The following is a 12452-nucleotide window of genomic DNA, read 5'->3' on the forward strand; positions in this document are numbered from 1 at the left end:
GCACCACCGCGCCGCCCGCCCCCGAGCGATTCAGATGCGCGTCTGGTTCACGCGCTGCGACAGTTGTTCGGCGCTTTCCTTGCGCTCGCTGTAGCGGTCCGTCAGATACACGCCGACGTCGCGCGTCAGCAGCGTGAACTTGACCAGTTCCTCCATGACGTCGACGACCCGATCGAAATACGCGGACGGTTTCATCCTGTCGTCGTCGCCGAATTCCATGAACGCCTTCGCAACGGACGACTGGTTCGGAATGGTCAGCATGCGCATCCAGCGCCCGAGCACCCGCATCTGGTTGACCGCATTGAACGATTGCGATCCGCCGCTGACCTGCATGACCGCCAGCGTCTTGCCCTGCGTCGGCCGTATCGCGCCGACCGACAACGGAATCCAGTCGATCTGCGATTTCATCACGCCGGTCATCGCGCCGTGCCGCTCGGGCGAGCACCACACCATGCCCTCCGACCATTGCACGAGCTCGCGCAGCTCCGCCACTTTCGGGTGGTGCTCCGGCGCATCGTCGGGCAGCGGCAAGCCGGCCGGATTGAAAATCCTTGCTTCGGCGCCCATGGCCGTCAGCAGCCGCGCCGCCTCCTCGACCAGCAGCCGGCTGAACGAGCGCGTGCGCAATGACCCGTAGAGAAGCACGATTCGAGGCGGATGCGTCGACGGTTGCGCGGGCTGCAGCCGGCTCGCGTCCGGTACGCTGAAAAGCGTGGCATCGAGTTGCGGCAGAGCGTTCAGGCTGTCAGACACGCTTGCCCTCCGCATCGATCACGATTTCGCCGTCTTCCTTCGCAAACGGCCGTTGCTGCGGATCGGGCAGGATATCGAGCACCTGCTCGGACGGGCGGCACAGCCGCGTGCCGAGTGGCGTCACGACGATCGGGCGATTGATCAGGATCGGATGGGCGACCATGAAGCCGATCAGGTCGTCGTCGCTCCATTTCGGATTGTCGAGATCGAGCGCTTCATACGGTGTCCCCTTGCGACGCATCACGTCGCGCACGGGGATGCCCATCGCAGCGATCAGCGCGCGCAATTCATCCTGGCTCGGCGGCGTTTCCAGATAAAGCACGACGCGAGGCTCGACGCCCGAGTTGCGAATCAGGGCCAGCGTATTGCGCGACGTGCCGCAATCGGGGTTGTGATAGATCGTGATGTCGGTCATATCCGGATTCCTGAATGATTTCACGCGCGCTCGTACCAGCCCTTCGACCGGTTGACGACACGCACGACGAGCAGCATGACCGGCACTTCGATCAGCACGCCGACGACGGTTGCAAGCGCCGCGCCGGAGTGGAAGCCGAACAGGCTGATGGCAGCCGCGACTGCAAGCTCGAAGAAATTGGACGCACCGATCAACGCCGAAGGGCAAGCGATGCTGTGTTTCTCGCCGACGACGCGATTGAGCCCGTACGCGAGCGCCGCGTTGAAGAACACCTGGATCAGGATCGGCACCGCGAGCAGCGCGATCACCAGCGGCTGCTTCAGGATCGCCTCGCCCTGGAACGCGAACAGCAGCACCAGCGTGGCCAGCAGCGCGGCGATGGACCACGGGCCGATCTTCGCCATCGCGCGGTCGAACGCCGCCTGCCCCCTGGCGAGCAACAGCCTGCGCCACGCTTGCGCGAGGATCACCGGGACGACGATGTAAAGCACGACGGACGTGAGCAGCGTCGCCCACGGCACCGTGATCGCGGACATCCCCAGCAACAGGCCGACCAGCGGCGCGAACGCGATCACCATGATGCTGTCGTTGAGCGCGACCTGCGACAGCGTGAACAGCGGATCGCCGCCCGTCAGCCGGCTCCATACAAACACCATCGCCGTGCATGGCGCGGCGGCCAGCAGGATCAGGCCGGCGATATAGCTGTCGATCTGGTCGGCGGGCAGCATCGGCGCGAACAGCTGCCGGATGAACAGCCAGCCGAGCAACGCCATCGAAAACGGCTTGACGAGCCAGTTCACGACGAGCGTGACGCCGATTCCCCGCACGTGCTGCCGAACCTCATGCAACGCGCCGAAGTCGACCTTGACGAGCATCGGCACGATCATCACCCAGATCAACAGCCCGACGGGCAGGTTGACCTGTGCGTATTCCATGCGGCCGATGTGCTGAAAGAGTTCCGGCAGCGCCAGGCCCAGCGCGATGCCGAGCACGATGCACAGCGCTACCCACACGGTCAGGTAGCGCTCGAAGAAGCCGATGGCGGGCTGCGCCGCCACGGCTTGCGATGGGGCAACGTTCGAGCCGGTCATGTGCGATCACCGCAGCAATCGGGCGCGGCCGGTACGCCACAGGCAGCGCCGGCGCAGCAGTTCTCGGTCAGGAACCCGATGAGCCCGCTCATCGATTCGAAATTCGCCGCGTAGTAGATGAACCGGCCTTCCTGGCGCGCAGTGACCAGGTCGGCGTGCGACAAATCCTTCAGATGAAACGACAGGCTCGACGGCGACAGCCCGATCTGCTGCGCGATCGCGCCGGCCGGCAGCCCTTCGGGCCCGGCCACGACCAGCGCGCGGAAGATGGCCAGGCGCGCTTCATGAGCAAGCGCGCCCAACGCGCGCACGACGAGATTGGAGTCCATGGCGCGAAGGATAGCGCCATCATTTCGATATTTCAAGTATTGTTTAAATATCGAAGCCGATCCCCTGCCGACCTGTATCCAACCCGTCGTGCACCGTCAAACGCCGCCGCACGAGCCGCTTCCGGCTCGACATGCGCGGCGCCGGTGCAACCGCCGTCCCGGTTCACGGGCAGGCGATGCACCGGCGCATCCTCGGATCAGGACGCCTTCATCAGCTTGACGATCGTCAGCGTGCCGTCGACCTTCTCGATCCGCACCTTGACCTTGTCGCCCGCATGCGCGTGCTCGAGCATCATCGCGTCCTTCGCCTTGAACGCCATCGTCATCGGCGGCATGCCGACGTTCTCGAGCGCACCGTGCTTCAGCGTGATCTTGCCGCTCGCGGCATCGACCTTCTTCACTTCGGCGTCGGTCAGCGCGGCATTCGACTCGCCCGCGCCGCCCGACGACATCTTCATGCCGGACATGTCCATGCCGGCCATGTCGCCCGCGGCAAAGGCGGGGGTGGCGACCGTGCCGACAGCAAGAACGGCGGCAGCAGCAACGGTGACGGTAATCAACTTCTTCATCGGGATTCTCCGGTTGGGATGGATGGCACGTGCGTGCCGTGAGGAACTGCATTGGCATGCCGCGCGTGGCCCATGCTTCGCGCACGACGGCGCTGAAGCAGGAGCCATGCGGCGGGAATGACGAACATCGACAGCAGCGGCGCCGTGACCATGCCGCCGACCATCGGCGCGGCGATGCGCTGCATGACTTCTGACCCGGCGCCGTGCCCGACCATGATCGGCACGAGGCCGGCGAGCACGACGGCCACCGTCATCGCCTTGGGCCGCACGCGCAGCACCGCGCCTTCGCGGATCGCGTCGAGCAACAGCGCATCGGTCAGCGGTTCGCCGGCATCGAGCCGGCGCTGCAGCGCACCCTTCAGGTACAGCAGCATCACGACCCCGAATTCGGCGGCCACGCCCGCGAGCGCGATGAAGCCCACCGACGTCGCGACGGACACCGCATGGCCAAGCGCCCACACGAGCCAGAAGCCGCCGACCAGCGCGAACGGCACCGTCGACATCAGCAGCAGCGCATCGGCCGCCGAGCCGAACGTGAGGAACAGCAGCACGAAGATCACCACGAGCGTCACCGGCACGACGGTGCGCAGCTTGGCCGCCGCGCGCTCGAGATACTCGAACTGCCCCGACCACGCGATCGAATAGCCGGGCGGCAACGCGACCTGTTGCGCAACGGCCTGCTGCATCGCGCGCACGGCGCTCTGCAGATCGGTGCCGCGGATGTCGACGTACACGTAGCCGGACAGTCGCGCGTTCTCGCTGCGGATCATCGGCGGCCCGTCGGCGATTGCGATGCGCGCGACGTCTCCCAGGCGGATCTGCGCGCCGCGCGCGGTAACGACCGGCAATTGCCGCAGGTTCTCGACCGAATCGCGCACCTCGCGCGGGTAGCGGATGTTGATCGGGAAGCGCTCGCGCCCCGCGATCACTTCGCCGACGTCGTCGCCGCCGACCGCCGACGACACGACCGACTGGATGTCGGCCACCGACAGCCCGTAGCGCGCGGCCGCGAGCCGGTCGATGTCGACGTCGATGTAGCGGCCGCCGTTCAGCCGTTCCGCGAGCGCGGACGTGACGCCCGGCACAGGCTTCACCGCGGCCTCGACCTGCTTCGCGATCGCGTCGATCCCGGCGAGGTCCGGCCCGGAGATCTTCACGCCGACCGGCGTCTTGATGCCGGTGGACAGCATGTCGAGCCGGTTGCGGATCGGCGGCACCCACACGTTCGACAGGCCCGGCACCTTCACCGTGCGGTCGAGTTCGTCGACGAGCTTCTCCGGCGTCATGCCGGGCCGCCATGCGCTGCGCGGCTTGAACCGGATCGTCGTCTCGAACATCTCGAGCGGTGCGGGATCGGTCGCGGTATCGGCGCGGCCCGATTTGCCGAACACCGTGTCGACCTCGGGCACCGTCTTGATCAGTCGGTCGGTCTGCTGCAGCAGCTCGCTCGCCTTGTCGGCCGAGATGCCCGGCAGCGCGGTCGGCATGTACAGCAGGTCGCCTTCGTCGAGCGGCGGCATGAATTCGCCGCCGAGCCGCGACACCGGCACGGCCGTCAGCACCAGCGCGACGACCGCGACGCCGATCGCAAGCCACGGGCGCCTGAGCGTCGCTTCGAGCAGCGGACGGTACGCGCGGATCAGCACGCGGTTGATCGGGTTCGCGTGCTCGTGCGGAATGCGGCCGCGCACGAGATAGCCCATCAGCACCGGCACCAGCGTCACCGACAACCCGGCGGCGGCGGCGATCGTGTAGGTCTTCGTGAATGCCAGCGGCGCGAACAGCTTGCCCTCCTGCCCCTCCAGCGAAAACACCGGGATGAACGACAGCGTGATGATCAGCAGCGAGAAAAACAGCGCGGGCCCGACTTCCGCGGCCGACGTCGCGACGAGCTCCCATCGTCTGGCCGGCGTGATCGGTTCGCCGGGATGCGCGTGGTCGTACGCTTCGAGATGCTTGTGCGCGTTCTCGATCATCACGATCGCCGCGTCGATCATCGCGCCGATCGCGATCGCGATCCCGCCGAGCGACATCAGGTTCGCATTCACGCCCTGGTAGCGCATCACGATGAACGCGGCCAGCACGCCGAGCGGCAGCGACAGGATCGCGACGAACGCGCTGCGCAGGTGGAACAGGAACACCGCGCAGACGAGCCCGACGATCACGAACTCCTCGATCAGCTTGTCCTTCAGGTTGCCCACCGCGCGCTCGATCAGCTGCGAGCGATCGTAGGTCGTGACGATCTCGACGCCGGGCGGCAGCGAACGCTTGAGGTCGGCGAGCTTCGCCTTCACGCCCTCGATCGTGGTCAGCGCGTTCTTGCCCGAACGCATCACGACGACGCCGCCCGTCACCTCGCCCTGCCCGTTCAGCTCCGCGATCCCGCGCCGCATCGCGGGGCCGACCTGGATGCGCGCGACGTCGCCGAGCAGCACCGGCGTACCGGTGTCGTTCGTGCGCAGCACCACGTGCCGGAAATCGTCGAGCGTGCGCAGGTAGCCGGTCGAGCGCACCATGTACTCCGACTCGGCCAGCTCGACGACCGAGCCGCCGGACGCCTGGTTCGCATTGCCGAGCGCGTTCGCGACTTCCGCCTGCGTGATGCCGTACGCGCGCAGCTTGTCCGGATCGAGCACGACCTGGTACTGCTGCACCATGCCGCCGATGCTCGCGACTTCCGACACGTCCGGCACGGCCTTCAGCTCGAACTTCAGGAACCAGTCGTTGAGCGCGCGCAGTTGCCCGAGATCGTGACGGCCGGTGCGATCGACGAGCGCGTACTCGTACACCCAGCCGACACCGGTCGCATCCGGCCCGAGCGAGACCGTCGCGCCGGCAGGCAGCCGGCTCTGCACCTGGCTCAGGTATTCGAGCACGCGCGAGCGCGCCCAGTACGGATCGGTGCGGTCGTCGAACAGCACGTAGACGAACGCGTCGCCGAACGACGAGTACGCGCGGACGGTTTTCGCGCCGGGCACGCCGAGCAGCGTGGTCGTCAACGGATAAGTCACCTGATCCTCGACGATCTGCGGCGCCTTGCCCGGATACGACGCCTTCACGATCACCTGCGTATCCGACAGGTCGGGCAATGCATCGAGCGGCGTCTGCTGCAGCGAATGAACGCCCCATGCGGCAATCAGCACGGTGGCCAGCAGCACGAGGAAGCGGTTGTGGACCGACCAGCGAATGATGCGCGCGATCATCGTTCGCCTCCCTGCGGTTCGACCTTCGTCAGCCGGTAGCCGTCGTCGCTCTGCGTGAACGCGAAGCGCACCGTCTGGCCCGGCTTCACATCCGGGAACGCGGTGGCCGACGGCTTGCCGAACGCCATCGTCATCGCGCCCCAGCCGAGCGCCGGAACGGGCTGATGCGAGAACGTGATGTCGTCGGCCGTGACCTGCTCGACCTTGCCGGTGGTTTCGTAGATTGGTGCCGCCGCCTTCGGTGTCGACGCGGGCATCGCCCCCGCCCCGCTTGCGGCGGTGCCGCTTTCCAGCCGCGGCAGCACGCTTTTCAGGCTCGCCTCGGAATCGATCAGGAACTGCCCCGATGCGACGACCGTATCGCCTTCGTTCAGTCCGCCGAGCACTTCGGTGTCGCTGCCGACGTCGTTGCCCACCGTCACGGTCACGGGCTGAAGCCGGCCATCGCGGTTCTTCACGATCACGATCGAGCGCTTGCCGGTCGCGATCACCGCTTCGGACGGCACGAGCAGGCGCGACACGGTTTGTCGTGCAGCGACCCGCACGCGCATCAGCATGCCGGGCGTGAGCTTCAGCGCGGCGTTGTCGATCTCCACACGCGCCTGCAGCGTGCGGCTGCTCGTGCTGATGCCGGGCAGCACTTCGCGGATACGCCCCGTGAAATGCTGCGCCGGATCGCCCGCGAACGTCGCGTCGACCGGCATCCCCGGCTGCACGTTCAACGCAAGCGCTTCCGGCACCTCGACGATGAGCCACAGCGTCGATAGTCCCGCGATCTTCGCGAGCGTCTGCCCGGGCGCGACCATCGCGCCGTCCCGCACGTTCAGCTCGCTGACGACGCCGGTTTCCGGCGCGGTCAGCACGACATGCGTTTGGGCCTTGCCGGTACGGTCGAGGCTCGCGATCATGCCGTCAGGGATCGACAGCGCCCGCATCCGCGCGCGCGACGCGTCGAGCAGGCTGCCGTCCATCCCGCCGCGCTTCAGCGCGAGGTATTCCTCCTGCGGCGCGAGCCAGTCCGGCACGAACAGCGACGCGACCGGCGCACCCTTCGCGATGCGCTGCATCGGTGCGCGCGCATAGAGACGGTCGATGTAGCCGGTGACGCGCGACTGGACGACGTCCGCGCGCGATTCGTCGAACTGTGTGGTGCCCACCGCGTCGAATCCGGCCGCCGTCTGCTGCCGGCGCGCGGTCGCATAGCGGATGCCGAGGTTCTGCTGCAGGCCCGGATCGATCCGGACGCCGGATGCGCCACCACCTTCGTCCGCATAGACGGGCTGCAGCTGCATGTCCATGAACGGCGACTTGCCCGGTTTGTCGAAGTGCTGATTCGGCACCATCGGGTCGTGCCAGTACAGCACCTTGCGGCCGGTCTTCGGGTCGGTTTTGTCGGGCGAGGAGGATGCCGCTGCGGTGGTATCCATTGCCGTCGCGGCCGTCGCCGCGTGGCGTGCGCCCGCAACATAGCCCGCGCCGAGCAGCGCAGCACCGGCGAACGCCAGCAAGGCCGCACGGGCCAGTGTTTGCTTCGTCATGTCGTTCTCCTTTATTGCGCGGCGGCCAGCGTCGACGGCACGACCTGGTATTCGAGCTGCGCCCAGGTCTGCGAGACCTCGCGCCGGAGATCGAGCACCTGCAGTTGCGCATCCAGTTGCGCGCGGCGCGCAGCGAACGTATCGGCGAGCGAGCCCGTACCGGCGCGGTACGCGGCGTTCGCCAGTTGCACGCGCTGGTCGGCGGCGGGCAGCAGTGCGTCGCCGAGATTCGCGATGCGCGCCCGACCGCTCGCGAGCGTCGCGGACTGCGTGCGGATATCGGCCTGCACCTGGCGCAGCGTGTCCTCGTACATCAGGCGTGCTTTCGTCGCGAGCGCGGCCTTCTCGGCGACGTCGCGGTTCTGGCGGTTCTTGCGATTGATCGGCAGCGGGATCGTGACGCCAACCGACACCATGTTCGAATACGCGCCGCCGCGCTGCTGGTACGCGACTTCCCACGTCCAGTTCGGGCTGCGTTCGCTGTTCGCGACGGCCGTTTCGGCTTCGGCGACGGCGATATCGTCGGCGGCGGTGATCAGCGCCGGTTGCGACAGCCGCAACTCGTCCGGCGGCAGCGACGACACGAACGACTCCGGCGCGGGCGGCGCGCCCGTGACGTCGTCGACGGGCACGGCGGTCCAGCGCGACAACGCAATGAGTGAAGTCTGGTAGACCTGCTCCGCCTTCAGCAGTTGATCCTGCGTCTGCGCGAGCATGGCCCGCGCCTGGACGACATCGGCCGCGCTCGCCTTCGCGCCGCGATACGACGCCTTCGTCGCGTCGAGTTCATGGTTCATGTGATCGAGCAACGCCTGCTGCAGCGCGAGCGCCTGCTTCGCGTAGACGGCGTTCAGCCAGGCCGTCGCGGTTTGCTGGCGCACGCTCGCGAGCTGCGCGAGATAACCGGCGCGCTCGCGCCCGACCTGCTCGTTGGCGAGCGCCGACCGCAAGCGCCGCTTGTCGCCGGACACCCACTCCTGCTCGATGCCGATGCGGCGCATCGTCATGAAGTCCTGGCCGACGGTGAAGCGCTGGCCGCCGTTGACCGGCAGGTTGTCGATGCCGGCCTTGAGCATCGGGTCGGGCAGCTGGCCGGCCTTCACGGCCGCCTCCGAGCTGGCGCGCACCGACGCCTGCGCGGCCTGCATCGAAGCGGAATGATCGGTGGCGGACTGCAGCGCGGCGTCCAGCGTGAAAGGAGATGGCTGCGCGTGAACCGCGCCCGCAACCAGCAGCGCCGCCCAAAGCATGGGCGCGCGCCGACGCGCACGCCGCGCGAGCGGCGTGCTGGAATGGAATGACATGGCTTAACCCCAACGGCGGAACCCCATAGGGATTCCACGTCCTGATACAGGACGAACCTCACCGCGAATGCGGCGAACCTATCGGATCGGGATCAGCTGATGCGTGGAGGGCGCCACAACCCGTTCGGGTCGCGGACCGGGAGGAGTTGCGCGTAGTGGAACGCGACGGTGCTGGCGAATGCAGCGGGACGACTGACTTCGGCACGAGCGGCCGGATGATAAAGACTGCCGAACTGGCATTGCGCCGTCAGCTTGCAGGCCATGCCCTTCGCTTTCGCATGGGACTTGCCGGCCGGCGACTTCATCATCGAATCGCAGCCCGGCATGTCGGCTGACATGCCGGCGTCCATGTCCATCGACATCGACATCGACATGCCCTGCTGCATCATCGGACATTCCCCGGCCAGGCCGCTGGCTGCCAGCCCGCTGATGGGCAGCACCGCGCAGAGCAGCAGCAGGATGATGGTCCGGAGGAATTTCATGGCGGGGATTATAGCGCGGGGATTTGCTGTGTGGCGGCGCGTCGATGAAGCGGAAAGACGCGCCGACTCCGCGACCGCCGCCGCCTGCTACCGCGCCAGCCCCTCCGCCTCCAGCACTGCCCGCACCGCCGGCCGCGCCCGCACCCGCTCGTACCACGCACGCAGATGCGCATACCGGGTCAGGTCGATATCCGCGTGGTACACCGAGCGCATCCATTCGGCCTTGCCCCACCCCGTCAGCGCGAACAGGTACGCATCGGCGACCGTGAACGTGTCGCCCGTGACGAACGCGTTGCCTTCAAGCTGACGGTCGATCCAGGCGAAACGGCTGTCGAGCTTCGTTCTCGCCGGGTCGACGTATTTCCCCGCCTGCACCGCATACAGCAGCGGGATGAAGCCCTTGTGGATCTCGGTGCCGAGGAAGTTGAGCCACTCCATCAGCCGATAGCGCGCGAGCGTGCCGTAGGCGGGCGCGAGCCCCGCATCCGGACGCAAATCCGCGAGATACTGCGCGATCACCGGCCCTTCGCGCAGCAGCGTGCCGTCGTCGAGTTCGAGCAGCGGCACGTAGCCGAGTTCGGTCACATCGTAGTAATTGCGCCCGTCTTCAATGACATGCTTGCGCGCGTCGACCTTGATGATCTCCGCGTCGATGCCGCCTTCGCGCAGCACGATGCAGATGGCCTGCGAACAGCTTCCGGGAGCGTGATAGAGCTTCATGCGTTTCCTTGATGTGTTGTCCATGTATCGATTCGCCGCGACGCGGGCGCTAATATCTCGCATCGGCGCAGGGCTGAGAAGACGGCAGTCGTTTGTGCCGTAGTCACAAAAAATTTACCGACCAGGATTCGGCACGATGAAAACGAGTGCGACAGGATGTTCCGTTGAAGAAGCGATGCGCCTGCTCGGCGGCCGCTGGCGGCTGCTGCTGGTGTCGTATCTGCTCGACGGGCCGCGGCGCTTCAGCGACCTGCGGCGCGACATGCCCGGCATCTCGCAGCGCATGCTGACGCTCGACCTGCGCGCACTCGAAGACGCCGGGCTCGTGCGGCGCACCGTCTACCCGGAAGTGCCGGTGCGGGTCGAGTACGATCTGACCGCCGACGGCGACCGGCTGCGGCCCGTCGTCGAAGTAATGCGCGAATTCGGGCTGTGGCTGAAGGCGCGCGATGCCGACGCGTCGTGCGATACCGGCGTGACACCCGGCGCGGCAGCCGCGATCGAAACGGCCCTTCATTCAACTCGATAACCCCTACCACCCTACGCAGGAACCCCGTTCATGGAACTTCACGCCACCATCGGCGCGGCGACGTCCGATCTCGACGACGACGAGAGCTTCGCCAACATCTACTGTCACGACGCCGAGCAGGACTATTGCTTCGCGTTGTCACGCTTCCCGGACGACGCGCTGATCGAAGTGATGGTGCGCGACCAGATCAACGTGCGCGTCAAGGATCTGTCGGTGCGCCTGACGGACGACACGATCGACGTCGAGATCGAACCCGCCCTCGCCGCGCGTCTCGACGGCCAGACGCGCTACGTGATCCATCTCGCGCCCGGTCAATACGATCCGGTCGCGCTGCGCGCTGCGCTGAAGGAGATCTTCGTCGGCAAGAACGGCTTTCAGGACGACAGCACGCGCGGCTAACGGCTCAATCGCACGGTCATCGTCGCCTTCGCGATGGCCTGGTCGTGCGCGATGAAGCCGACGACCGCCGGCGTCGCGTCACGCTCGACCGGCAGCTTCGCCACCTTGAGCGCGGTCAGCGTGATGACGTAGCGATGTGTCTCGCCTTGCGCCGGGCACGGGCCGAGATAGCCGGCGTGGCCGGTGTCGTTCTTCATCGGGACAGCACCCGCCGGCAGCCGGGCAACGTCATTGCCCGAGCCGGGCGCGATGCCACGGGCCGACGCCGGTATGTCGGCAACGACCCAGTGCCAGAACCCTGAGCCCGTCGGTGCGTCGGCATCGAACATCGTCAGCAGGTAGCTTTGCGTGCCCGCCGGCGCATCCGTCCATCTTATGGATGGCGAAATGTTCTGGCCGTGGCAGCCAAAGCTGCTCGATACCTGCGCGTGATCGAACGCGCCGCCAGCGAGCTCCGCGCTTTCGATCGAGAAATCACCGGCCCTCGCCGTCCCGACAGCGATCATGGCGGCACACAGGGCGAAACCGGGCTTGAATGTCTTCATCGTCAATCTCACCAGCGAGCAGGAATGGAGCGGCCATTCTTGCAACCGCGCCGATCCCGAACAAGGCCAGCAAAGGTACCGGTATCGTGACTACCCGGCAAAGTCCGGGCACGTCGGTCCCGCTCACGCCCCGTCCGGCGAAGCGATACCGGACGACCTGCGCGTCGCGATCGATGTCGATTCCGGCCCGTCGTCGATGCTGCTGACCTACGACGCGCAAGGCAAACGCGTGTCGCGCCGCCCCGACGCCTACGTCGGCGGCACCGTCACGTTCAAGGTGCACCCGGCGCGCCTGCCGCTGCACGACGCGATGACCGACGCGCCCACTCGCCGCTACGTCGTCGCGGGCGACACGTTGGAGCTGATCGACGCGAGCGTCAATTTCCAGTGGCTGAAGGTGCGGTATCGCAATCCGCATGCGGGCGCGGTGCAAGGCTGGGGCAGCGCGAAGGAAGTGACGGGCAACTGATGCACGCGGCGAAGCGGTCGCCGCTCTTTCCCACATATTGAGCGCATCACGTCCCATTAATAGGGATACCTGTTCAAATGTTGACGCGCCGCGCGCCACGGCTCTA

At 66.8% G+C, this 12452-nt stretch carries 13 protein-coding genes and 1 pseudogene; 3 read left to right on the forward strand and 11 right to left on the reverse strand.

Annotation, left to right across the window (positions count from 1 at the left end):
* Positions 1-30: 30 nt before the first annotated feature.
* The 10 genes from arsH to gstA all read right to left on the reverse strand — a co-directional run bounded on the left by arsH (position 31) and on the right by gstA (position 10404).
* The gene (arsH, locus tag LGN19_RS28765; protein WP_226218473.1) at positions 31-768 is read right to left on the reverse strand and encodes an arsenical resistance protein ArsH; all 738 of its coding nucleotides are present in this window, start codon (positions 766-768) and stop codon (positions 31-33) included.
* Positions 746-1168 (reverse strand): arsenate reductase (glutaredoxin), encoded by a 423-nt coding sequence (arsC, locus tag LGN19_RS28770; RefSeq protein WP_226218475.1) that lies wholly within the window; start codon positions 1166-1168, stop codon positions 746-748. The genes arsH and arsC overlap by 23 nt, the downstream gene beginning before the upstream one ends.
* 20 nt (positions 1169-1188) lie before the next feature.
* Positions 1189-2259, reverse strand: coding sequence for an ACR3 family arsenite efflux transporter (gene arsB / locus LGN19_RS28775; RefSeq protein ID WP_226218476.1), 1071 nt, complete (start codon positions 2257-2259; stop codon positions 1189-1191).
* The gene (locus LGN19_RS28780; protein WP_226218478.1) at positions 2256-2588 is read right to left on the reverse strand and encodes an ArsR/SmtB family transcription factor; all 333 of its coding nucleotides are present in this window, start codon (positions 2586-2588) and stop codon (positions 2256-2258) included. Before LGN19_RS28780 ends, arsB begins: the two co-directional genes overlap by 4 nt.
* A 197-nt stretch (positions 2589-2785) precedes the next feature.
* Complete coding sequence (locus LGN19_RS28785) at positions 2786-3157, reverse strand: copper-binding protein (protein ID WP_226218479.1); 372 nt, start codon at positions 3155-3157, stop codon at positions 2786-2788.
* The gene (locus LGN19_RS28790) at positions 3154-6360 is read right to left on the reverse strand and encodes an efflux RND transporter permease subunit (RefSeq protein WP_226218481.1); all 3207 of its coding nucleotides are present in this window, start codon (positions 6358-6360) and stop codon (positions 3154-3156) included. The genes LGN19_RS28785 and LGN19_RS28790 overlap by 4 nt, the downstream gene beginning before the upstream one ends.
* Positions 6357-7898, reverse strand: a complete 1542-nt coding sequence (locus LGN19_RS28795) for an efflux RND transporter periplasmic adaptor subunit (protein ID WP_226218482.1) — start codon at positions 7896-7898, stop codon at positions 6357-6359. Before LGN19_RS28795 ends, LGN19_RS28790 begins: the two co-directional genes overlap by 4 nt.
* Positions 7899-7909: 11 nt before the next feature.
* Positions 7910-9202 (reverse strand): TolC family protein, encoded by a 1293-nt coding sequence (locus LGN19_RS28800; protein ID WP_226218484.1) that lies wholly within the window; start codon positions 9200-9202, stop codon positions 7910-7912.
* A gap of 92 nt (positions 9203-9294) precedes the next feature.
* Positions 9295-9684 carry a hypothetical protein gene (locus LGN19_RS28805; RefSeq protein WP_226218486.1) on the reverse strand — a complete coding sequence of 130 codons (390 nt, stop codon included), beginning with the start codon at positions 9682-9684 and terminating at the stop codon, positions 9295-9297.
* 87 nt (positions 9685-9771) lie between these two features.
* Entirely contained in the window at positions 9772-10404 is a 633-nt protein-coding gene (gene gstA / locus LGN19_RS28810; protein WP_226218487.1) for a glutathione transferase GstA, read from the reverse strand.
* 136 nt (positions 10405-10540) lie between these two features.
* Between gstA and LGN19_RS28815 the strand changes: the two genes are divergently transcribed.
* Both LGN19_RS28815 and LGN19_RS28820 read left to right on the forward strand, forming a co-directional pair.
* The gene (locus LGN19_RS28815) at positions 10541-10933 is read left to right on the forward strand and encodes a winged helix-turn-helix transcriptional regulator (protein ID WP_122948701.1); all 393 of its coding nucleotides are present in this window, start codon (positions 10541-10543) and stop codon (positions 10931-10933) included.
* Positions 10934-10963: 30 nt separating this feature from the next.
* Complete coding sequence (locus LGN19_RS28820; protein WP_122948700.1) at positions 10964-11332, forward strand: hypothetical protein; 369 nt, start codon at positions 10964-10966, stop codon at positions 11330-11332.
* On the opposite strand, the gene LGN19_RS28825 is transcribed toward LGN19_RS28820, so the two are convergent.
* Positions 11329-11877, reverse strand: a complete 549-nt coding sequence (locus LGN19_RS28825) for a YbhB/YbcL family Raf kinase inhibitor-like protein (protein ID WP_226218489.1) — start codon at positions 11875-11877, stop codon at positions 11329-11331. The two genes, LGN19_RS28820 and LGN19_RS28825, sit on opposite strands and share 4 nt — an antisense overlap.
* A gap of 133 nt (positions 11878-12010) precedes the next feature.
* Between LGN19_RS28825 and LGN19_RS28830 the strand changes: the two are divergent.
* Positions 12011-12346 (forward strand): annotated as a pseudogene (locus tag LGN19_RS28830) (hypothetical protein); the annotation flags it as partial.
* Positions 12347-12452 lie beyond the last annotated feature (106 nt).

This window comes from Burkholderia sp. AU30198 (genome assembly GCF_020419825.1).
Classification (GTDB): Bacteria; Pseudomonadota; Gammaproteobacteria; order Burkholderiales; family Burkholderiaceae; genus Burkholderia.